Annotated in this window: 22 protein-coding genes; 14 read left to right on the forward strand and 8 right to left on the reverse strand. The window is 42.3% G+C overall.

The features are described 5' to 3' along the window. Positions 1-435 precede the first annotated feature (435 nt). A complete protein-coding gene (locus DWW52_RS18580) occupies positions 436-636 on the forward strand; it encodes a hypothetical protein (protein WP_118717185.1) in 201 nt (66 codons plus the stop codon). Positions 637-783: 147 nt separating this feature from the next. On the opposite strand, the gene DWW52_RS18585 is transcribed toward DWW52_RS18580, so the two are convergent. Continuing rightward, positions 784-1974, reverse strand: a complete 1191-nt coding sequence (locus DWW52_RS18585) for a 6-phosphofructokinase (protein ID WP_118717187.1) — start codon at positions 1972-1974, stop codon at positions 784-786. Between the two features lie 130 nt (positions 1975-2104). Between DWW52_RS18585 and DWW52_RS18590 the strand changes: the two genes are divergently transcribed. The 8 genes from DWW52_RS18590 (at position 2105) to DWW52_RS18625 (ending at position 8399) form a co-directional block, all read left to right on the forward strand. After that, positions 2105-3235, forward strand: coding sequence for a glycosyltransferase (locus DWW52_RS18590; RefSeq protein ID WP_118717189.1), 1131 nt, complete (start codon positions 2105-2107; stop codon positions 3233-3235). Further along, a complete protein-coding gene (locus DWW52_RS18595) occupies positions 3226-3846 on the forward strand; it encodes an RNA polymerase sigma factor (RefSeq protein WP_118717191.1) in 621 nt (206 codons plus the stop codon). Before DWW52_RS18590 ends, DWW52_RS18595 begins: the two co-directional genes overlap by 10 nt. Continuing rightward, positions 3833-4507 (forward strand): hypothetical protein, encoded by a 675-nt coding sequence (locus DWW52_RS18600; RefSeq protein WP_118717193.1) that lies wholly within the window; start codon positions 3833-3835, stop codon positions 4505-4507. The genes DWW52_RS18595 and DWW52_RS18600 overlap by 14 nt, the downstream gene beginning before the upstream one ends. 90 nt (positions 4508-4597) lie before the next feature. Next, positions 4598-5191, forward strand: a complete 594-nt coding sequence (locus DWW52_RS18605; RefSeq protein WP_118717195.1) for an OmpH family outer membrane protein — start codon at positions 4598-4600, stop codon at positions 5189-5191. 69 nt (positions 5192-5260) lie between these two features. Next, positions 5261-5641: an SRPBCC domain-containing protein gene (locus DWW52_RS18610; protein ID WP_118717197.1), complete on the forward strand. Its 381-nt coding sequence runs from the start codon at positions 5261-5263 to the stop codon at positions 5639-5641. 89 nt (positions 5642-5730) lie between these two features. Then, complete coding sequence (locus tag DWW52_RS18615; RefSeq protein ID WP_118717250.1) at positions 5731-6984, forward strand: YeiH family protein; 1254 nt, start codon at positions 5731-5733, stop codon at positions 6982-6984. Between the two features lie 142 nt (positions 6985-7126). Continuing rightward, positions 7127-7783 (forward strand): fructose-6-phosphate aldolase, encoded by a 657-nt coding sequence (gene fsa / locus DWW52_RS18620; protein ID WP_118717199.1) that lies wholly within the window; start codon positions 7127-7129, stop codon positions 7781-7783. 10 nt (positions 7784-7793) lie between these two features. After that, positions 7794-8399, forward strand: coding sequence for an L-threonylcarbamoyladenylate synthase (locus tag DWW52_RS18625; protein WP_118717201.1), 606 nt, complete (start codon positions 7794-7796; stop codon positions 8397-8399). A gap of 234 nt (positions 8400-8633) precedes the next feature. On the opposite strand, the gene DWW52_RS18630 is transcribed toward DWW52_RS18625, so the two are convergent. The 6 genes from DWW52_RS18630 to DWW52_RS18655 form a co-directional block, all read right to left on the reverse strand. Then, positions 8634-10082 carry a TrkH family potassium uptake protein gene (locus tag DWW52_RS18630; protein ID WP_118717203.1) on the reverse strand — a complete coding sequence of 483 codons (1449 nt, stop codon included), beginning with the start codon at positions 10080-10082 and terminating at the stop codon, positions 8634-8636. Continuing rightward, a complete protein-coding gene (trkA, locus tag DWW52_RS18635) occupies positions 10079-11422 on the reverse strand; it encodes a Trk system potassium transporter TrkA (protein ID WP_118717205.1) in 1344 nt (447 codons plus the stop codon). The genes DWW52_RS18630 and trkA overlap by 4 nt, the downstream gene beginning before the upstream one ends. Before the next feature lie 279 nt (positions 11423-11701). After that, positions 11702-13609, reverse strand: a complete 1908-nt coding sequence (locus tag DWW52_RS18640; RefSeq protein ID WP_148315408.1) for a ComEC/Rec2 family competence protein — start codon at positions 13607-13609, stop codon at positions 11702-11704. A gap of 130 nt (positions 13610-13739) precedes the next feature. Continuing rightward, positions 13740-14294 carry a peptide deformylase gene (gene def / locus DWW52_RS18645; RefSeq protein WP_118717209.1) on the reverse strand — a complete coding sequence of 185 codons (555 nt, stop codon included), beginning with the start codon at positions 14292-14294 and terminating at the stop codon, positions 13740-13742. A gap of 3 nt (positions 14295-14297) precedes the next feature. Then, complete coding sequence (gene ruvX, locus DWW52_RS18650) at positions 14298-14723, reverse strand: Holliday junction resolvase RuvX (protein WP_118717211.1); 426 nt, start codon at positions 14721-14723, stop codon at positions 14298-14300. 4 nt (positions 14724-14727) lie between these two features. Then, complete coding sequence (locus DWW52_RS18655; RefSeq protein WP_233556984.1) at positions 14728-15039, reverse strand: septum formation initiator family protein; 312 nt, start codon at positions 15037-15039, stop codon at positions 14728-14730. A gap of 251 nt (positions 15040-15290) precedes the next feature. On the opposite strand from DWW52_RS18655, the gene DWW52_RS18660 reads away from it, so the two are divergent. Beyond that, a complete protein-coding gene (locus tag DWW52_RS18660) occupies positions 15291-16259 on the forward strand; it encodes a carbamate kinase (RefSeq protein WP_118717215.1) in 969 nt (322 codons plus the stop codon). 134 nt (positions 16260-16393) lie between these two features. Next, complete coding sequence (locus tag DWW52_RS18665; protein ID WP_118717217.1) at positions 16394-17395, forward strand: ornithine carbamoyltransferase; 1002 nt, start codon at positions 16394-16396, stop codon at positions 17393-17395. Between the two features lie 211 nt (positions 17396-17606). Here the strand turns inward: DWW52_RS18665 and DWW52_RS18670 are convergent, their stop codons facing one another. Then, positions 17607-17948: an STAS domain-containing protein gene (locus tag DWW52_RS18670; protein ID WP_118717219.1), complete on the reverse strand. Its 342-nt coding sequence runs from the start codon at positions 17946-17948 to the stop codon at positions 17607-17609. A gap of 240 nt (positions 17949-18188) precedes the next feature. Here DWW52_RS18670 and gcvT point away from each other — a divergent pair, with 240 nt between their 5' ends. The 3 genes from gcvT to DWW52_RS18685 all read left to right on the forward strand — a co-directional run bounded on the left by gcvT (position 18189) and on the right by DWW52_RS18685 (position 21636). After that, positions 18189-19286 (forward strand): glycine cleavage system aminomethyltransferase GcvT, encoded by a 1098-nt coding sequence (gene gcvT / locus DWW52_RS18675; RefSeq protein WP_118717221.1) that lies wholly within the window; start codon positions 18189-18191, stop codon positions 19284-19286. Positions 19287-19511: 225 nt separating this feature from the next. Next, positions 19512-20585, forward strand: a complete 1074-nt coding sequence (gene serC, locus DWW52_RS18680; protein WP_118717223.1) for a 3-phosphoserine/phosphohydroxythreonine transaminase — start codon at positions 19512-19514, stop codon at positions 20583-20585. Positions 20586-20718: 133 nt separating this feature from the next. Further along, complete coding sequence (locus tag DWW52_RS18685) at positions 20719-21636, forward strand: 3-phosphoglycerate dehydrogenase (RefSeq protein WP_118717225.1); 918 nt, start codon at positions 20719-20721, stop codon at positions 21634-21636. Positions 21637-21651: the final 15 nt, after the last annotated feature.

A 21651-nucleotide genomic window follows, 5' to 3' on the forward strand; every position in this document is an offset into this window, starting at 1 on the left:
GGCTATGTATTGATTGTATATCATACTTTTTTCTCTTTTATCGTGGACAAAGCTAGAGATTGATTTTCTTTTTTCCAAATTCTGCGACAAAAATAATGTTGTTAAATGAAATTAAATGCGTACATTTGCACTATCCCACTCGAATTAAATTTATGACGTGTATTGCACGGGAAGATATTGCCTCCGGTGTGCATTGCACGTCGTTTTTATTAAATTCAGAGTGGGATCTAATTTAATGAAGAACCGGAGGCATTTCTTTTTTAAGATAATTAAACGTTGTTTGAAAGATATTGTTGTGTTTTTGCATGACAATTTTCGAAAATTCTAAATTTGTCTTTGGTGGGGCCGTGATGGTGACCCACCTTTTTGTAACCTATTGTTTTTTAAGAGCGTATAATCGGCATTTAAATTCTAGCTAAACTAAAATTGAATAAGATGAAAACTTTTGGAAGAATTGGATGGGTTTATATGATGACGATAGTGGCAGCCTTGGCGCTTGCTTCTTGTGGAAATAGTCAGAAAAGTAAAGTACAATCGGGAAAGCAAGTACAGGAGCCGGTAGGAACCGTTATTCAGGAGTCAGAGGTTATCGTGGAGGTGGATAGTATCACTCCGGATTCGACGGTGACGAAGTAATGGGTCGAAAGTCCATAAAGTCCGTAAGGTCTATAAAGTTCATGGCCCCCTGCGGGGCGCTTTGTCTACGGCAGCTTGAGCTGCCGTTAAACTTGTCCGAAGGACACCAAGACTTTATAGACCTTATGGACTTTCGACTTTTTGGACTCATAATATCATCTGCGGCATGAATTCAAAGCTATTGTACTGTGGACGTAGTCTTTCCGTGTTGTAGAATTTGGGAACATCCACGATCTTTTTACTACTGGTTACGATTTCGATAGGTGCGTTATCGTAACGTCCGTTTCTTAAAATAACCAATCTACCGTGTAATCCTTTATTGATCAGATCTAAAGCCAGGTTCCCGTATGCCATGGGCACGATGGAGTCTAGTGCGTCCGGATCACCGCAACGAACCAGATAACCTAGTCTTTGCGTGATCGTGTTGATAACTTGCCCGTGGTTGAACTGGGGAGTAAGTTCTTTCAGTTGCTGGGAAATCATGTTGCCGATTCCTCCAAGTTTTTTATGTCCGAACATGTCTGTCTCCTCGCTTTGGAAGATCATGTTGCCTCCGCAGAATGTGGCACCTTCCGACACGAGAACGACAGAATATTTGCTGGGATTTGTAAATCTGTCTTCACAGAGTAATTCGGTTAATCGCTCTATGTTGAACTCGTATTCGGGAATCACGCAACGGTTGGCTGCTCCGGCCAGGGTGGGGAGCATGGCGGTAAATCCGGCATACCGGCCGAAAACTTCGAGAACCAGAATCCGTTCGTGCGACCCGGCTGATGTTCTCAGGTCATGTGTGAGGGCAATCGTGCGGGTGATGCAGGTGCTGAAACCGATGCAATAGTCTGTTCCGGGAACGTCGTTATCCATTGTTTTTGGGATGGCCACGACTTTCACGCTTTCCTTACTCAGGCGCACGGCGTAACTTAACGTGTCGTCCCCCCCGATAGGGATCAGGTAGTCAATTCCCATGAATTCTAAATTCTTCAAGACTTCCGGGGTCAGGTCATTGATATCGTCCGAGTACTGGTCTTGTAAATGTTTCGGAACGTTTGCCTTGGGCACGTGTGAGGCTCTGGTGCGTGACGTGTGAAGGAAAGTTCCTCCGGTACGTCCCGCTTTATTCACGATCTCTTCTGTTAATTCGAAGAAATTGCCGGAATTGTCGTATTGCGGGTCTCGTACGATGTCAATCAAGCCGCCCCAACCTCTTCTGATGCCGATCACTTTGTAACCTTCGCGCAAGGCCCTGATGGTTACCGCCCGAATAGCCGGATTCAGGCCGGGAACATCACCTCCACCGGTGAGTATTCCTATTATTCCTCTTACTTTTTGTTGTCCCATGATATAGTAGCTTTATGTTAGTAAAATCGAACTAATGTACACAAAATTGTTCAATTAATACGATAAAATCGTCATTAAGTAAGTATATTTGTCCGTTTTTTATTGAGAAAAGAACATTAATATAATAGTAATGGAGAGTTTGCAGATCTTTTGGGAGGAATTAGGGGTATTTAAATACGGGGTGATCGTTCTGTTCGTGTTATCACTCATCTATATCTACCAAATCATTCGTCGGTGCGTGATCGTGTCGCGTAAGGTCAAGCCGGTTGACAAACAAGAGCATGAGGGGGTATCGGTTATTATTACTTCTCACAATAACGCTGAGTGTTTGAAAAAGAATCTTCCGAGTTTCCTGATGCAGGCGTGTGATAAATTTGAGGTGATCGTGGTTGACGAGTGTTCGGAGGATGACACGCAGGATGTCCTGACCGAAATACAAAAGGATTACCCGCAATTGCGAAGCACACGTATATTCCCGGATACCAAGTTCCGCTTCACGAAGAAGTTGGCGATAAATATAGGTGTGCTAGCTGCGAAATATGATATACTGTTGTTCTCGGAGATTAATTGTCGTCCGGCCTCGATACATTGGGTGAAGACGATGGAGTCTTGTTTTGATAAAAACACGGCTACGGTAGTAGGTTTCGCGAATTATGATTTTTCGGAACAAAATGTCAGTAATTTGCGCATGTTTCGCTTTCTCCGCTTCCTGAAAATGATGGTCATGTCGAAAAATAAAAAATATATTTTCGGGGATGGATGTAACATGGCTTATCGAAAATCGAATTACATACAAAACCGTGGATTCGCGAAAAATTCACAATCGTATTTGGGATACGATAACGATATGGTTAGAGAATTATCAAAGTTTGGGACAATAAGGGTAACAAAAGATCCAGACACGTATGTGATAATTGATAAAAGTAACAAAAAAGGAGATATAAACGAAGTATCGTATTATTATGCTAGCAAGATGAGATTGGCAATGACGGAAAGATTAAAGATAGACAGTGATATGATCGTGCGCTTGTTATTCTACATAACAGCTATTTGTTTGATAATCTTCGGATTTTATCCATTCTACGTGCTTTTGGTTACTTTCGTGATATTTTTAACAGATGTAATTTTGTTAAATATTTGCGCTATTTGTCTGAAACAAAAAAAATTATTCCTAACTTCGTTTATTATTAGTACTATCGGTTTTGTTTATCGAGTGTACTGGAATGGATATTCATTTTTTAACAAAAGGAAATGGAGTTAACAAACAACTTGTCAGAGAAAGCTCTTTATGATTATAAGGTCGTGAAGAGGGCTATAACGGGAGATGAAAAGGCCTATGCCGAGTTATTTAAAAGGTATAAGGATTCAGTGTATTTTATGATACTGAAAATGGTGAATAACAGGACGGATGCGGAAGATTTGATGTTCGAGGCTTTTGAGAAGGCTTTTAGTAGTTTGAATTACTACTCGCCTCAGTTTGCGTTTAGTACGTGGCTGTTTAAGATTGCTTCCAATAACACGATTGATTTTATCCGGAAAAAGAAAGTGAAGATCGTTTCTTTGGATAAAGATGATATTAACCCGGATGATCGCGGGTATATCAATAGCATTCCGGCAGACGTGTTAACCCCGGAAGAGGAGACGATCCGTAAGCAACGGGCTGAATTCATGCGAGAGAAAGTTGCCATGTTGAAGGGGCGCTATCGCAAATTGATCGAATTGCGTTATTTTGACGAATATTCCTACGAGGAGATTGCCCAGGAGTTGGCGATCCCGCTGGGAACGGTAAAGGCTCAATTATTCCGGGCGAGGGAATTACTATTGAACATTTTGCAAAATAGTGAAATAGCCCGCGAAAATGAAAGAGCTTAGCCTTGTACTTCTTTTGATATTCTTTTGTCTGGGAGTACGCGGGCAGCGTACGAATGAAAACAACGTGTTTGTGACAGGGGTTGTTTGTGACCGGGATAGTTTACAAACGTTGCCGGAAGCTATCTTCCGTTTGGGGAAAGAGGTTCGAGGAGTTGATAAGCAAGGACGATTTTCTTTAAATGTACACGTGGGTGATACTTTGCGATTTTCGCATATCGGTTATTCACCTTTGGAGGTCATCATTTCGGACAGTCTGAAAGGCAACGATTTCTTACTGGGGGTTTTTATGGTACGAGATACTGTTTTACTGTCGGAAGTTTTGATTTTACCTCGTTTTTTCACGGGGAAATACCAGCCTAATGCCATGTTGTTGAATGCCCGGAATAATTTCAATCAGGCTTTGCATGCCGCATCGCGGCCCGTGGAGAAGATGGACCAGGAAATGAACCGGAGTATGATGTTGGAGGATTTTGCCCGCAAGGTAGAGATGAAAGGACTGGTTGACGTGAAATTGGGTGTGGGAACCCAGTCGCTTTCAGCATTGAAGGGATTGAAGCGGGCTCGTCGTCAGGCGGAACGAGGTAAAGTGATTGAGGTTAAGGAAATAGACTTGTTAAAGAAAATTTTTTATATAGAAAAAAGAGAAAAATCGGATAACTAAAAGAAGAAAGATTATCTTTGTATTCGAAACAAGCCTCGTGTGGGCAAAAGATTTCAATGAATCGATTTATTAATAACAAAGTTACATTTTATGAAGAATTTGTCGATAGGATTAAATGTGTTATTGTTGATTGCTGTGATAGTTTTGTACATATTACATTTCAGTGGAAATGGCAAGAGTACTGGCAGTCAAGGCTCGGTTGCAACTGTGAATGCGGATGCAAAGATTGTCTACATTAACATGGATACATTGCTAAACAATTATACACAATCGCGGGAGTTAAACGAGGCGTTTTTGAAAAAATTGGAAGCAAACCGGACAGAGCTGAACATAAAAGTGAAGAACTTTGACCGTGAGGCAGCCGAGTTCCGGACTAAAGTTGAAAATGGTGGTTTCATAACTCGTGAAAGAGCCGAACAAGCCCAGATGGATCTGATGATCAAACAACAAAACTTGCAGAAATTACAACAGGAGATGACCGAGAATGCTCAACGCGAGCAAATGGAAATCAATCGGAAGTTGTATGATGCGATCACGAATTTCCTTACCGAGTATAACAAGGAGAAAGGCTACCAGTTGATCCTCAGTACGACGTTAGGCGGTAACGTGCTTTTCGCACAACAGGGATTTGATATTACCAATGACGTGGTAAATCAATTGAACGAGCAATACAAGAAAAAATAAGCAATGACAAGAATAGACGAGAAGGCTGAGCGATCAGCCTTTTCTTTTATCTACTAAAAAATAGGAAAAATGGATTTTAAATATACAGTTGACATAACGGCTGATCCGGAAGAGGTTTTCACGGCATTAACCAATCCTTTCCAAATCGCTATTTGGAGTGGTTATCCTGCCGAGATGAAAGCCGAGGAAGGGTTCGTGTTCTCTTTGTGGGAGGGTGATATCTGTGGCGTGAATCTGGAGGTGAAACCGAATCGATTGCTTGTACAGGAATGGTTTTTCGGGGAGACGGATCAACGTTCTATCGTGACAATCAAACTGAAGAAAGAGGGTATGCGAACCCGAGTCGAGTTGGAGCACACTCATATCCCGGATGAGGTCTTCGAGGAGATCGTGGAAGGGTGGAAGGAGTTTTATCTAGGCTCTATCAAGGGGATGTTGGAAATGTACTGATTCATAATCAGTAAAAATACGGATTATTTTTTTATCATCCGGTATTAACTTTGCCGCAGAGATTATTCACTAAATTAATGAATTTCCAGATGAGCAAGTTAAAGATTTCCGAAGATTGGACCTCTACTATCGTGGGGTGGTTTATAATTCTTTTAGTAGTATTTCAGTTAAAACCGCACTGGCCCTCGTTCAGTTGGCCGGATGCCGATGCCTTGATGAATAAAGTGTTCACGTTGGATAACGTGGGGCACGCTTTGATCGTGTTCTGTTTCATGTTCCTCATGGCCTTGATTGCCGGGGTGTTGACCGGTAAAAAATTGAAAATGATTGCGGCGAGTTTTCCGGTCGTGTTCTTTCTCACGCTTTTAGCCATGGTTGTCAGTGGTAATAAGTTCCTGAAGGAGTGGGGATTTGAAACCGTGATTTTCAGTTTGTTAATAGGTCTTTTTATCAGTAATATATTTTCTATACCCAGGTGGTTGAAAGAATCGCTTTCTTCCGAGTTATTCGTGAAGATTGGTCTGGTGTTGCTCGGAACTTCCGTGCTTTTCGATGATTTGTTGAAAGCCGGGTCGTTGGGACTAATCCAGTCCTGCGTGGTTGTGTTCACGGTGTGGAATTTCTGTTTTTGGTTATGTCGTAAGATGAAGATCGACAAAGAGATGTCACTGATGCTCTCTAGTGCGGTTTCGATCTGTGGTGTGTCGGCAGCCGTGGCCACGGCAGGAGCGATCAAGGGAGATAAGACGAAACTCTCTTACGTCGTATCGTTGGTGCTGGTGGTAGCCGTTCCGATGATTCTTATCATGCCGGGGTTGGCAAAATTAATGGGATTACCGGAAGATATGGCGGGAGCCTGGATCGGGGGAACGATTGATACTACCGGGGCTGTTGCCGCAACGGGTGCGATCTACGGGGAAGTTGCTTTACAAACGAGTACTATCGTGAAGTTTTCGCAAAACGTGTTGCTGGGAATTGCCGCATTTTTGATTAGTATTTATTGGTCTTATTCGAAAAAAGAAGTAACAGAAGAGAAGCCGACGTTAAAAGTGATTTGGTTACGTTTTCCTAAATTTGTCCTTGGATTCGTGGCCGCCTCGCTTGTATTTTCTTTCTTTGTCGGGCCGGAAATCGTGGCGGATGCAAAACCCATATTGAAGCATATCCAGGGTATGTGGTTTGCCTTAGCCTTCATGTCTATCGGGCTGGAGACGGATTTCAAGAGTCTCATCACTTCCGAGAATCGTCGCTCCACTTATGCGTTCTTGGGTGCGCAGGCGTTTAACGTGGTGTTTACTTTGCTGGTAGCTTGGGTTCTTTTCGGGTTGATAGCCCCGAAATGATTCTAGATTTTAGATTTCCACCGCATGAGGCCGGAGGAATTTTATAGTTGCTGAATAATAAATCATTCTAAATTCTGAATTCTAAATTATAAATTCTAATTTTGTCAGAGATTTTGAAATTAAACAATAAAACCGATAGGATATGAAATTTTTTCTTGATACGGCAAATCTTGAACAGATTCGGGAGGCAAATGACCTCGGAGTGTTGGATGGAGTAACGACAAACCCTTCTTTAATGGCAAAAGAGGGCATTAAAGGAGATGAGAATTGTAAGAAACATTACGTTGAGATTTGTAATATTGTTGACGGTGATGTAAGTGCCGAGGTAATCGCTACGGATTACGAGGGGATGATCAAAGAAGGCGAGGAGTTAGCAGCTTTGCACCCGAATATCGTGGTGAAAATTCCTTGTATTGCTGATGGTATCAAGGCAATCAAGTATTTCACGAACAAGGGAATCCGCACGAACTGTACGTTGGTGTTCTCCCCGGGGCAAGCTCTGTTGGCTGCTAAGGCCGGTGCTACTTACGTATCCCCGTTCGTTGGACGTTTGGATGATATCTGTAGTGACGGTATCGAGTTAGTAGAGAAAATCGTGGATATGTATGCGTATTATGGTTTCAACACGCAGGTATTAGCTGCTTCAATTCGCCACACGCAACATATTATCCAATGTCTTGAGGCTGGTGCGGACGTGGCAACTTGTCCGTTGAGTGCGATCAAAGGTTTGTTGAAACACCCGTTAACAGATTCTGGTCTGGCAACATTCTTGGCTGATCACAAGAAAGTAAACTCGTAAATTCACGACTATGCTTGTACGTTTATTCGAGGATAACCCTAATGATCGGGAAATTCGAAAGATCGTTGAGCTCTTGCGTAATGGTGGCGTGATTATTTACCCGACCGACACGATTTACGCGATCGGGTGTGATATTAATAGCGTGAAGGCTGTTCAACGTGTGTCGGCTATCCGGGGCGTGAAAGCTGAAAAAGCGAATTTCTCGATGATCTGTAAGGATTTGGGGAATATAGCTGCTTACGCCAAGGTGAGTAACGAGGAATTCCGGTTAATGAAGCAATGTTTGCCGGGTCCCTTTACTTTCGTGCTACCGGCTACCACGAAGTTGCCCAATGTATTGATGAATAGACGTAAGACAATAGGAATCCGTATCCCGAAGAACTTTATCGTGCAAGCGATTGTTGACGAATTAGGTGGCCCTTTATTGACGACTTCCGTGAAATCTGATGAGGGAGAGGTGGAGTATATCACTGATCCGGAGTTGATTCACGAGAAATACGGTCGCTTGGTTGACCTGGTGATTGACGGAGGTTATGGAAATAACATTCCTTCTACCGTGGTGGATTGTACTGGCGACGAGATCGTGGTTACCAGGCAGGGGTTGGGAGTGTTCTAGCCCGCGCCGCAGGCTAGAAAGATAAAAGTTAAAAGATAAAAGATAAAAATTCTCTCCCGCTTCGGGCTTACTTGCTTGAAGCGGGAGAATTCTAAAATCTAAAATTGAAAGGGGTTTGCCCTTGTGCGGGCGGAATCTAAAATCTAAAATTTAAAATCTAAAATTGAATGGCGAGGTATCCCGGAATCGTAACTCCGGAAATACCTCTCTTTGGGTGAGATCCAAATTATAAGTTTATTTTTTCCAGAAAGTCTTGCTGAATAACACGAGTACTGTAAAGATTTCCAAACGACCTACCATCATTAGAATAGATAAGAAGATTTTGGCAAAATCGTGTAAATTGGCAAAATTGTTCATGGGGCCTATTTCACCAAATCCCGGTCCCACGTTGCTCATGCTGGTGATAACCGCACTACAGGCCGTGGAAATGTCCTGTGTGAACAAGGACATGATCAAGCTTGAGATGGCAAATATGAACATGTATAAAATGAAGAAACCCATGACTCCGGTCATGATGTTCGGGTGAACGCTTTTCCCGTTGTATTTGACGTTGATGATTCCGTTGGGGTGGATGATTCGTTTCATCTCGATAAACGAATTTTTGAATAGTAAGTTAAGCCGGATACATTTTAATCCCCCGGAGGTTGAACCGGCTGATGCGCCTATAAATAATAGGGCAAAGATGATGGCTCCCGTGAGTGCCGGCCATAGTAGGTAATCGGCGGTGGCGTATCCGGTTGTCGTCAGGATCGTGACGACTTGGAACAAGGATTCACGGATGCTTAATTCGAGATTGGCATAACCATTCAGGAATAAAACGACCGCGATTATCGCACTGGCCCCAAGCGTGATATAAAGGTATAACTTGAATTCTTCATCGTGGAATAATTTGCGGAATTTACCGTGTATCATCACGTAGAGTAACCCGAAGTTTGTCCCGGCTATGAACATGAATACGATAAATACATATTGGATATAAGCTGAATCCCAATAGGCAACACTGGCCTGTTTGGTAGAGTATCCCCCTGTTGCCATCGTCGTGAATGCATGGCAGATGGCATCGAACAGGTCCATGTCTCCTAGAAGAAGAAATATCATCTGAGCTGCTGTTAGCGAAATGTAGAGGTACCACATGCGCCGGGCTGTGGACCTGAATGTGGCCGTGAATTTGTCATGAGTCGGACCGGGAACTTCTGCAACGAACAGGTCACGTCCCTCTATTCCTAATCCCGGTATGATGGCCAAAAGTAGCACGATAATACCCATACCTCCCATCCATTGCGTTAGGGAACGCCAGAACAGGGTGGCGTGCGGTAAGGCTTCAACATTACTTAAAATGGAAGAACCTGTTGTCGTAAACCCGGACATGGTCTCGAAGATTGCGTCAACGATCGAAGGGATCGTTCCGCCGAACAAGTAGGGCAGGCAGCCGAAGATTGTGAATATGACCCAGGTGCAGGTTACGATGAAATAACCGTCCTTCTTGGCAAGTACTCGGTCTTTTACCTTCACGCTAAAGGCCATAAGGCTTCCCACGGTCAACGTGATAATGGATGAATAGACGAAAGCCATGACATCGCTTTCTCCGTATATTAAAGCTACGATAATACACAGGATCAGGAAAGCGCTTTCGACAAACAGTAGTTTTCCTATAATATTGGTAATGAACCTGAAGTTAATCATTTCTGGAACAATTTGATTACTTTCTTCACTGCGCTGGGTAGGGCGAAAATAACGACCTTGTCTCCAGCCTCAATTTGTACGTCTCCTTTTGCGATAATGGCGTCCCCGTTACGGATAACTCCTCCTACCGTGGCGTTATCCGGGAAACTCATATCCGCTAATGTCTTGCGTGTGATTTTTGAGCCGGGTTCTGCCGTGACTTCAAATACTTCCGCTTCCGAGAACGTGAGGAATTTTAAGTGTTTGACGTCCACGTTCATGGTGTAACGATAAATATGTGAAGCTGCAATCAATTTGGTGTTGACGAGAGTCCCGATACCGATGTTCTCGGCCAAATCGATGTAGTCGATGTTCTCAACCTCGGCAACACTTTTTTTCACGCCCAGTTTTTTTGCAAGCAGACAAGACAGGATGTTTGTTTCAGAGGAATGGGTTACACTGATAAATGCATCCGTGTTTTTTATACCTTCTTCCCGTAGTAGGGCCAAATCTCTACCGTCACCGTTGATTACCAGTGTTGATTTTAATTTATCGGCGATGAGGATACACTTTTCCCGGTCTTTTTCGATAATCTTGACATTGTAATTTTTTTCGAGTAGGGAAGCTGTTTTGATCCCGATACGGGAACCTCCCACGATAACGACATTTTTTACCTCGTATTGTGATTTACCGCAAAGGGCGAATACATTGGGTACGTAAAAAGGTTTCGTCACGATAAATACCAGATCACCGTAACGGAAGGAGTCATTTCCTCGCGGGATAATTGTGTGTTCGGCTCTTTTGATGGCTACTACGCGGAAATGTTGGGCTCCGTACCTTTCTGCCATTTTGATCAGGGTCAGGTTTAATACCGGGGCATTTTCCCATAGTTTGATTCCAAGAAGTTGCAATCGACCATCCGAGAACTCGTGTAACTGTCGAGAACCGCTTTGTTTCAATGAAGCCACGATCTCTTCGGCTGCAAGTCGTTCCGGGTAGATCAACGAATCGATACCGATCATTTTCAGGTATTCTTTGTTTTCATCTTCCAGATACTCGCTATTGTTAACTCTGGCAATCGTTTGTTTGGCTCCCAGTTTTTTGGCCAAAATCGCTGAGTTTATATTTTGGTCTTCCTGGTGATTGACAGCAATAAACAAATCACACTTGTGCACTCCTGCATCTTTCAATGCACCAATTGAGGTACAAGATCCCACGATAGACATGACGTCAAGTTGACTTCCAAGCAATTCAAGTTTTTCTTCATCGCTGTCAATCAACATGATATTATGTTCTTGCTTACTAAGCATTTTCGCGAGATGTGTTCCTACTTCTCCTGCTCCCGCTATGACAATGTCCATTTTTGTTATGGTGTTATTTAACGAGCAAAATAAAGCATTATAATTTGAATTCCATAGAATCCCATGAGTTTTTTTAGTTTATGAAGTCCATAAGGTTTGTGGACCCCCGCGGGGCGCTTTACCACGGCAGCTTGAGCTGCCGGATCTCTCAATTTAGAGTTTCTCAATCTAAAATACAAAGGATGTCTTAAGTCATGAGGGGTCTTCGAATCCTACCTATTGACAGCTCAAGTTGCCGGAAATAAAGCGCCCCGCAGGGGTCCATGAACTTTATAAACCTTATAAACTTTTACCCTCTTTCAGTGGAATAACAATTGTTCCCAGTTCGTTTGTTTTGAAAATGGGAATCTGGTGCTTGAAACAGAATTCCTCCCAGGCTTTGGTACATCCGTGTGAATTTGAATTATCCAGGATAAGTTGGAGAAGATGGGGATGCGGGGAGATCGGGGGATAGGTGTTCTCTGTCACGATAAGGATATCGCTGTTCGGATGAGTAGGGTGTGTTTGATCAAGAATAGCAACGGTATATCTGGATGAATGAAACTGATTGTCGGCATATTTAATTTGTTCCCCGCTAAATGCGTCATGCGGGGGCAATGCTTGTAATTGATTGGCGGAAATGTAGGAAGATAGACGGGGAAGGGTATCCGTATTTTTCAAATAGGTGTAATAGCCTTTGTAATTCAACAAGATTGTGGAGTGTTTGTAGGTGTTGCAGATGACGATTTCTTGTCCGGTTTGCCTGTAATAAGTATAACTACACGTGAAGATAACGAGTATGCCGACAGTTGTACAAAGAAGTTTTAAGATTTGTCGAGTCCTTGTGATCAGATAAATAATGGTAAATATAATGATGGTATAAACCAGAATGATATGCGTGCTTGTCGGGTATAAGTCCGGGAGATTAATGACGATACGGGAGAATAGTTCCAAGCTAAAAATAAAGATGTGGGTGAGACCTGAAACAATGTATGCTAGGTAGATACTGATGAATCCCGGTAAAGACAGTAGGATGATACCCCCGTATAAAAGAAGCGTGGCGACCGGAACAGCGATAATGTTAATCAGGATACTATTCAGGCTGATTGAATGAAAATAATAAGCCATGATCGGGAGTGTCAGAATTTGTGCCGAGAAACTGGCACAGAAAAGAGAGTAGGTTTTTCGGAGTAATTCGGGGAGTTCTTTTTTTATTTTCATTAGCGGGTAGATAAGTATGATTCCGGTATAAGCGGCATACGACATCTGAAAACTGACCGAGTAGAGTAGTTCCGGTTTCACGAGTAACGAGAAGAATGCGGCTGCAGCAATGGCGTTTAGTGAGATCGTTTCCTGTCGAAAAGCCTGACCAATCGTTATAAAACTCAATATGGCAGCAGCCCGGCAAGCGGAAGGGGAAAAACCGGTGATACCCGTGGCGATCCATATCAACGGGATAAGGATTAGTCTGAACTTTTTGTTTTTGAGGCGGAATAATTTTAACAGATAGGAAAGTAATATAAAGATAGCTCCCATGTGTAATCCTGAAATCGCGAGTAGATGAATCGTTCCCGTTTCTTGGAAAAGTTGTTTCATGGAGGGAGGCACATCCTGACGATTTCCTAGGCAAAGGGCGGCGAGTAAACGGTACGTGGTGCTGTCCGGTACAACCCGCTGTAACTTGGATAATAAGTAGACCTGTGCGGAATGACTGATGGAATAGAGATTGTGGGAATGTCCTGTTTTTTGTATGGCACTTATGGGAAACCCCCGAACATTGATCCCTTGATTGTGCAAGTAGTTGTTGTAATTGAAATCATGTTGGTTTTGCGAGATCACCAACGGGTACAAACGGGCGGAACATGAAAGCGAGTCGCCAATCGAAACTTTCATGGAATCCGGGATTTGTAAGTACGTGTATATCTGGTGACCGGAAACGATGATCTTTCCGGGAGACAGTATCCGATCACATCTTCCTTCCAGTATGTAGGTGTTACCGGGAATGATCGGGGGGAGCCTTGTTTCAGTTAGATACACTCCTGTCGAAAAAAGTCCGATAAAAGTAAAGATAACGAATGAGGCCCCGGAACGTAATCTTTGAATGCTTAAAAGTAACGTGAAAGATACGATGATAGAGCAAAGAATAGCGATAGAAGGGAGATGAGCTAGATACCGACTGGCGATATTACCTGAGATTAATGGAATCACGAGGAAGAGGAAAGGATATCGATGCCAGTGGATGGGACGCAAATTAATTTTAGATTTTGAATTTTAAATTTTAGATTTTAGATTGAAAAATCATAAATCTAAAATTTAAAATTAAAGGATTTCATGAGGTCTATTTCGGAAGAATAACCCTGTAACTCTGTTTAAATTTCCCGGCACTGATGTTGCTCAGTTTACCTTTTAATAAACGTTTCTTCAAGGCTGACAGGTGATCGGTGAACATGATTCCGTCTAGATGATCGTATTCGTGTTGAACAATACGAGCACGCGTTCCGGTAAATTCTTCCACGTGTTCCACCCAGTTCTCATCCCGGTATGCGATTTTGATCCGGTCCTTTCGCATGACATCTTCATGAATGCCGGGAATGCTCAGACATCCTTCGTTAAAGGGGACATCTTCTCCCGTGCGCTCTAGGATATGTGCGTTGATAAAAGCTTTTTTGAAATCCTTGCATGCCGGGTCCAGTTCTTCGAACGGGCTGCCGTCAATCACGAAAATACGAATGTTTTTTCCGATTTGCGGGGCTGCCAGACCCACTCCGTCTGATTCGTACATGGTTTGCCACATATCATCAAGTAGCTTACTTAATCCCTCGTATTCGGGGGTAATGTCTTCGGAAACTTTCCGAAGAATCGGGTGTCCGTAAATGTAAATAGGTAAAAGCATCTTCTAAATATTCAAATTTCTTTGTGATTCCATATAAGACTGCAAAATAATTGTCGCGCTGATGGCGTCGATGATTTCTTTGTCCTGTCGTTGTTTCTTTTTCGCCCCCCCCTCGATCAGGGCCTTGTGGGCCAGAACCGACGTGAAGCGTTCGTCATACATAACGACGGGAATGTTCGGGAGTTTACGCCCGAGGGCGACTAGGAACGGCTTGATATAGGTCATGCTTTCCGAATCCGAGTTATCCATTTGCTTGGGATGGCCCACGACAATGATATCTACCTTTTCTTTCGAGCAATAGTCCTGCAGAAATTGTAATACTTCGTGAGATCTGACAGTGGTTAGACTGTTTGCGATAATCCGGCATGGATCAGTGACGGCAATACCCACTCTTTTCTTTCCGTAATCAATAGCAATAATTCTTCCCAATAGATTATTCCTTTACAATGATGAAAATATCCTCGTTTTCTTTCTTCATTAAATACTGTTCCCTTGCAAATTTCTCCAGGTTATCCCGATTTCCCAACAACTCTTCCTTCTTCCGTTTGTCCTCTTCAATTTTTTCCCGATAATACTCTTTCTCGCTTTCCAGTTGGTTGATTTTCGTGTACAACTGAAACCGATCGATAAAGCTGTATTTATCGAATAAAGCGATCCATATAACAAATAGTAGTCCCACGAACGTGTATTTGTTTGCAAATCGCTGGAACAAATTTCTCGATGGTTGTTTGTTTTCGTTTTGCATATCGCAAAGGTACAAAAAAAGAGATGGTTAAGAATAATAAATGCTTAAATTTTTTCCGGGGAGGCAAAAGTTGCTTTTTTGCGCTGCATATTTATAAAAATGGGAAGAATATTTATACAAGATATTGAATTTTAGGGTATTATATTTTTATAAAAATGAATTTTACCTATTTTTTGTATAACTAATTTCGCTAGCTTTGTGAACGCAGAATTTTTAGACGAAAAGGAATATAATAAATTAAAATACGAGTAATGGAGAAAAAGTTAGCAGTTATCGCGTTAGGAGGTAATGCTCTTCTGAGAGGAAATCAAAAAGGAACGATTGAAGAGCAAAATGCCAATACGATTGACACGTTAGAAAATTTAGTCTATTTAATAAAGGAAGGGTACGACCTGATCATTTCTCATGGAAACGGTCCACAAGTTGGAAACGTTTTGATGGATAACGCTGCCGGTGTTGAGCAATATGGTAATGCGGCCATGCCATTGGATGTATGTGTGGCTTTCACGCAAGGACAAATCGGATACATGATAGAGCGTAACTTGCGCAATATTTTGAAAGAACACGGGCTACAACGGAACGTGATCTCGATGGTGTCTCAGGTGATCGTGGATAAGAATGACCCGGCATTGCAGAACCCGACCAAACGTGTAGGTAAGATTTACATGAAAGATGAGGCAGATAAGTTGGCACGGGAAAAAGGTTGGGTTTTCAAAGAAGAGATTAAAGTGGAAGGCGGTTGGCGTCGCGTGGTTCCTTCTCCGGATCCGAAAGACTTTATGAATGCCGACTTAGTGGAACGTCTGGCTCGCGAGGGAAATATCGTGATCACGACCGGAGGTGGTGGTATCCCGGTATATATCGACGAAAAAGGGGATATCCAACCGATTGAAGGTGTGATCGACAAGGATTTGGCTTCTGCCATGGTGGGAACCCGCGTGAAAGCGGATGAATTCTATATCTTGACGGATGTACCTTATATCTATAAGGATTACAAGAAGCCGACTCAGAAAGTGTTGGAATTCCTTGACTATGCCGACACGATGAAATACCTGGAAGAGGGTGTTTTCGCGGAAGGTAGTATGGCTCCGAAAATCCGGGCATGCTTGCGTTTTGTTAAAAATGGCGGTCAGAAATCTGTTATCACGGAAGCAACTAAACTGGAAGATCGGAAATACGGTTCCAAGATTACGATGGAATACGAGGACGATAGAAGATAATTGAAAATTGAGAATTGAAAATTGAGAATGGGTTTTTAATTCTCGATAGGATATATTACTTTTGACAAATTTTAAAAGAGGTGTTATGCACTTCCAATTTGAAGTTTAAAACATAAATCTAAAATAATAAAGTTATGGCTTTTAATTTGAGAAACAGAAACTTTTTGAAGTTGTTGGACTTCACTCCGAAAGAGATCAAATACATGTTGGATTTGGCTGCTGATTTAAAGAAAGCAAAATATGCCGGAACCGAGCAACCTCGTTTGAAAGGTAAAAATATTGCTTTGATATTCGAGAAAACTTCAACTCGTACCCGTTGCGCTTTTGAAGTAGCTGCTTATGATCAAGGTGCTCATGTAACTTATCTTGGTCCTTCCGGATCTCAAATTGGCGTAAAAGAATCTATGGCTGATACGGCCCGCGTGTTGGGACGTATGTATGATGGTATTGAATACCGCGGATTCGGTCAAGATATCGTTGAAGAGTTAGCTCGTTATGCTGGGGTACCGGTATGGAACGGTCTGACCAATGAATTCCACCCGACTCAGATCCTAGCAGACTTCCTGACTATGATGGAGCACACGGATAAACCGCTGAATAAAGTGACTTTCGCTTATCTTGGGGATGCTCGTTTCAACATGGGTAACTCTTTGATGGTTGGTGGTGCTAAGATGGGTATGGATGTTCGCATTGTTGCCCCGAAAGAATTGCAACCGAATGCAGAGTTGGTGGCAACTTGCAAGGCTATTGCAGAAGAGACCGGAGCTACTGTAACCGTAACTGATAACGTGGAAGAAGGAGTGAAAGGTTGTGACTTCTTGTATACTGACGTTTGGGTATCTATGGGTGAGCCTGCTGAAGTATGGGCAGAACGTATTAAATTGTTAACCCCGTATCAAGTTAACGCTAAAGTTATGGAATTGACGGGAAACAAGAATTGCAAATTCATGCACTGCTTGCCGGCATACCACAACTTGGAAACTCAGGTAGGTCGTGACGTTTACAAGCAATTCGGCATGAACGGATTGGAAGTAACCGAGGATGTTTTCGAATCTGCAAACTCAATCGTGTTTGACGAGGCAGAAAACCGTATGCACACGATCAAAGCCGTGATGGTTGCTACTTTAGGTGACTAATATCGAGTTTTTCGAGCTATATATAAGCCGTCCTTTACTGGGCGGCTTTTTTATTTCTTATATACCCAAAATCTATTTGAAGAGCTGTGAGGTGATTGTAAACGAATTTTGAATATGTTGTTTGAGAGTCTCTAGTCCGTCGTCGGGGCATTTAGATTTGTTGGAATTTGGAAGATAAAAAGAAAGCCTCCCGGTAGGGAGGCTTGTTCATTTACGCGTAAGCTTTCATGCAACTCTCACGGGTACCTGTGATGTCGAAGATCACTTGAAGGTGTAAGAGTTCAAATATTTTCAATACTTCCGGGGAAAGGTTGCAAAGTTTCAGGTTAGAACCGACACTTTTCGCAGTTTTGAAAAGAGCGATGATACAACCGATAGCGCTACTGTCCACGAATTCAATATCATGAAAATCAAAAAGCATTTTACAATCTTTGTTATTTAATAAGGGCCGGAGCTCTGTTTTTACGTCATCAGCCAACGCTAACGTGAAACGATTCACATTCGCGAATTCGACAATGGTGATACCATTTTGTTCTGTTACTTTTAGAATCATTGCTTTATAATTTCTAATGATTAATATGTAGTAAAGTTATATTACACTTGATTAGAACAAAAGTAATCATTTTTACCGAGATTACAAATTAGTTGACGGGCGGATTGTTTCTGATTTCGAAGATTTGTTTTCCTCGCTAATATTTTTAAAGAAAGGGTAGGCGGGAAAGATAAAAGTTTTAACTTTGCGGAGTGTTATAGTAATACTTTATAATATAATGAATATTTAAACGATATAAAAATGAAGACAACTCCATTTACGCATTTCCATGAGGAGCTAGGAGCAAGAATGGCTCCTTTTGCTGGCTACAACATGCCGATCGAATACACGGGAATTAAAGACGAACACAATACTGTTCGTGAAAAAGTCGGTGTATTTGACGTTTCTCACATGGGTGAATTCTGGATTAAGGGCCCGAAAGCTTTCGAGTTGGTGCAGAAGATTACTTCTAACGATGTGGCTGCCCTTACGGATGGTAAAATCCAATATAGCTGTTTCCCGAACGAGACGGGAGGTATCGTGGATGACCTTTTGGTGTATCGTTTCAGTGCTGAAAAGTATTTGTTGGTTGTAAATGCTGCTAATATCGAGAAGGACTGGGCTTGGTGCACGAAATGGGCGAAAGAGTTGGGGATGAACGTGGATACCGATTTGGAAAATGCTTCTGACAATATTTGTCAGCTTGCCGTTCAAGGACCTTTGGCATTGAAGGCTATGCAGAAATTGACAACGGCTAACGTGGTAGACATGGAATATTACACGTTCCAAGAGATCCCGTTTGCTGGAATAGATAAGGTGATCTTCTCTACTACCGGGTATACCGGAGCGGGTGGATGTGAGATTTACGCTTACGTGAAAGATGCTGAAAAACTTTGGCATGCCGTGTTTGAAGCAGGAGCTGAATTCGGAATCAAACCTGCCGGATTAGGAGCTCGCGACACTTTGCGTCTGGAAGCCGGATTCTGTTTGTACGGTCATGAAATTGATGATGATCACTCTCCGATTGAAGCCGGTTTGGGATGGATCACGAAGTTTGTTCCGGGAAATGATTTCATTAATCGTGCTTACCATGAAAAACTGAAAGCTGACAAGCCTACCCGTTATATGAAACCGTTTGAACTTCAAGATAAAGGTATTGCTCGTCAGGGATACGTGATCGAGGATGCTGAAGGAAACGAGATCGGGGTAGTTTGTTCGGGAACTGTTTCTCCGTGGACCGGAAAATCTATTGGTACGGGATACGTGAAGAGCGGCTTCCACAAGTTAGATTCTGAAATTTTTATTCGTGTAAGAAATAAAGCATTGAAAGCCAAAATTGTCAAAACCCCGTTCTTTTAGTCGGGTGCTTTTGAGCTGAACGATAATGAAGCACCCGGAAACGGGTGCTTCATCTTTTTTAGGAATAAAAACGTTTGCGTTTGTGTGGAAATGCTTGATAACTAGTGTGTAATAAAAACGAATAAAAATTACGGAAAAAAGTCTTTTATACCGACTTATTTTGCATCTTTGTAACGCGATTGTGAACAAGATTTTAATATTAATTATCTATTAAATATTTTAGAGATGAGAAAACACATTTTTAATGCCGGACCATGTAAATTGCCGGATTCTACATTGGAAAATGTATCAAAAGCAGTTATCGAGTTCGGAAACACGGGACAATCTATCTTGGAAGTGTCTCACCGTTCTGCTGATTTTCAAGCTGTTTATGAAGAAGCAGTTGCTTTGTTCAAAGAAGTATTGAACATCCCGGAAGGATATTCAGTTCTTTTCTTAGGTGGTGGTGCCAGCATGCAATTCTGCATGATTCCCTTCAACTTCTTGAAAAAGAAAGCTGCCTATGTTAATACCGGAACCTGGTCTACAGCTGCTATTAAAGAGGCTAAAATGTGGGGAGAGGTAGAGATCGTTGCTTCTTCTGAGGCTGACGGGTTTACCTATTATCCTGAATTCACGATTCCTTCAGACGTGGATTACATGCACATCACTTCAAACAATACGATCCGCGGTACGGAGATTTTCTACGATCCGACTTCTCCGGTGCCCTTGATCTGTGATATGTCTTCTGATATTTGCAGCCGTCCGGTTGACGTTTCCAAATATGCCATGATCTATGGTGGTTGCCAAAAGAACCTCGGACCTGCCGGTGTTACTTTCGTGATTATTAAGAATGACTTCTTGAATAACGTGGTAGCTGACAGAATGATCCCGACCATGTTGAGATACAAAACTCACGTGGATAAAGAATCTATGTATAACACTCCTCCATGCGTGAACATCTTCGGTGTGAAAGAAACATTGAAATGGGTGAAAGCTATGGGTGGCGTAGAAGCTATGGAAAAATTGGCTATCGAAAGAGCTGACATGCTTTACGCAGAGTTGGAAAGAAGCAAGGTATTCCGTCCGGTTGTGAAAGAAGGTTCTCGTTCAAGAATGAACATTCCTTTCTTGTTGAGAGAAGGATATGAATCATTGGAGAAAGAATTCCTTGATTTCGCCAAGACCAAGAATTTGGTAGGATTGAAGGGACACCGTTCAGTAGGTGGATTCCGCGCTTCTACTTACAATGCTTGTACTATTGAAGACGTGAAAGCTTTGGTTGCTGCAATGCAGGAATTTGAAGCAAAACATATCTAATAATTTACAATTTACGATTTCGGATTTTTAACTGGTTTTCATTTCGGTGAAGACAGTTATGGTTTGAAATCGTAAATCTTTTTTACTTGAATTGCGTGATTACATGCAATTCAAACTTAAAATTTCAAGAATCATGACTAAAGTATTAATTGCAACAGATAAACCGTTTGCTCCGGTTGCCGTTCAAGGAATCAGAGAAATCGTAGAAGCTCAAGGATATGAGTTAGTATTATTGGAAAAATATACGTCACAAGATGAATTAATCGCTGCCGTGGCTGACGTTGACGCTATGATCATCCGTTCTGACAAAGCTACGAAAGAAGTGATCGAAGCTGCAAAGAAATTGAAAGTAATCGTTCGTGCGGGTGCAGGATACGATAACATTGATTTGGCAGCTTGTACCGCTCATAACGTGGTTGCCATGAATACCCCGGGACAAAACTCAAATGCTGTGGCAGAGTTGGCCTTCGGTATGATGGTTTACATGGCTCGTAACTTCTTCAACGGAAAATCAGGTTCTGAGTTGAAAGGTAAGAAAATCGGTATCCACGCTTACGGAAACGTTGGACAAAACGTTGGACGTATCGCTCGTGGATTCGGAATGGAAGTTTACGCTTTCGACCCGTTCATGACTGACGAACAAATCAAGAATGCCGGAGCTACTCCGTTACATTCAGCAGAGGAAATGTACAAGATGTGTCAATACATTTCTTTGCATATTCCGGCAACAGAACAAACCAAGAAATCTATCAACTACAACTTGTTGAAAGATATGCCGAAAGGTGCCGTGTTGGTAAACACCGCCCGCAAGGAAGTTATCGACGAGGAAGGTTTGGCTAAATTAATGGAAGAAAGAGCAGATTTCCACTATATCACGGATATCGCTCCGGATTGCGATTGTTTCAGCAAATTCGAAGGCCGTTTCTTCGCAACCCCGAAAAAGATGGGTGCTCAAACCGAAGAGGCTAACGTTAACGCCGGATTGGCTGCCGCTCACCAGATCGTGAACTTCATTGAAAAAGGTGATCAGAAATTTAGAGTAAACAAATAGAATTGTAAATTGTAA

It is taken from the genome of Odoribacter sp. AF15-53 (assembly GCF_003479425.1).
Lineage (GTDB): Bacteria > Bacteroidota > Bacteroidia > Bacteroidales > Marinifilaceae > Butyricimonas.

Excerpts from the sequence above, each read along its gene's own strand:
- DWW52_RS18580 (WP_118717185.1), top strand. The coding sequence starts at position 436 with ATGAAAACTTTTGGAAGAATTGGATGGGTTTATATGATGACGATAGTG.
- DWW52_RS18585 (WP_118717187.1), bottom strand. The coding sequence starts at position 1,974 with ATGGGACAACAAAAAGTAAGAGGAATAATAGGAATACTCACCGGTGGA.
- DWW52_RS18590 (WP_118717189.1), top strand. The coding sequence starts at position 2,105 with ATGGAGAGTTTGCAGATCTTTTGGGAGGAATTAGGGGTATTTAAATAC.
- DWW52_RS18595 (WP_118717191.1), top strand. The coding sequence starts at position 3,226 with ATGGAGTTAACAAACAACTTGTCAGAGAAAGCTCTTTATGATTATAAG.
- DWW52_RS18600 (WP_118717193.1), top strand. The coding sequence starts at position 3,833 with ATGAAAGAGCTTAGCCTTGTACTTCTTTTGATATTCTTTTGTCTGGGA.
- DWW52_RS18605 (WP_118717195.1), top strand. The coding sequence starts at position 4,598 with ATGAAGAATTTGTCGATAGGATTAAATGTGTTATTGTTGATTGCTGTG.
- DWW52_RS18610 (WP_118717197.1), top strand. The coding sequence starts at position 5,261 with ATGGATTTTAAATATACAGTTGACATAACGGCTGATCCGGAAGAGGTT.
- DWW52_RS18615 (WP_118717250.1), top strand. The coding sequence starts at position 5,731 with ATGAGCAAGTTAAAGATTTCCGAAGATTGGACCTCTACTATCGTGGGG.
- fsa (WP_118717199.1), top strand. The coding sequence starts at position 7,127 with ATGAAATTTTTTCTTGATACGGCAAATCTTGAACAGATTCGGGAGGCA.
- DWW52_RS18625 (WP_118717201.1), top strand. The coding sequence starts at position 7,794 with ATGCTTGTACGTTTATTCGAGGATAACCCTAATGATCGGGAAATTCGA.
- DWW52_RS18630 (WP_118717203.1), bottom strand. The coding sequence starts at position 10,082 with ATGATTAACTTCAGGTTCATTACCAATATTATAGGAAAACTACTGTTT.
- trkA (WP_118717205.1), bottom strand. The coding sequence starts at position 11,422 with ATGGACATTGTCATAGCGGGAGCAGGAGAAGTAGGAACACATCTCGCG.
- def (WP_118717209.1), bottom strand. The coding sequence starts at position 14,294 with ATGCTTTTACCTATTTACATTTACGGACACCCGATTCTTCGGAAAGTT.
- DWW52_RS18655 (WP_233556984.1), bottom strand. The coding sequence starts at position 15,039 with ATGCAAAACGAAAACAAACAACCATCGAGAAATTTGTTCCAGCGATTT.
- DWW52_RS18660 (WP_118717215.1), top strand. The coding sequence starts at position 15,291 with ATGGAGAAAAAGTTAGCAGTTATCGCGTTAGGAGGTAATGCTCTTCTG.
- DWW52_RS18665 (WP_118717217.1), top strand. The coding sequence starts at position 16,394 with ATGGCTTTTAATTTGAGAAACAGAAACTTTTTGAAGTTGTTGGACTTC.
- DWW52_RS18670 (WP_118717219.1), bottom strand. The coding sequence starts at position 17,948 with ATGATTCTAAAAGTAACAGAACAAAATGGTATCACCATTGTCGAATTC.
- gcvT (WP_118717221.1), top strand. The coding sequence starts at position 18,189 with ATGAAGACAACTCCATTTACGCATTTCCATGAGGAGCTAGGAGCAAGA.
- serC (WP_118717223.1), top strand. The coding sequence starts at position 19,512 with ATGAGAAAACACATTTTTAATGCCGGACCATGTAAATTGCCGGATTCT.
- DWW52_RS18685 (WP_118717225.1), top strand. The coding sequence starts at position 20,719 with ATGACTAAAGTATTAATTGCAACAGATAAACCGTTTGCTCCGGTTGCC.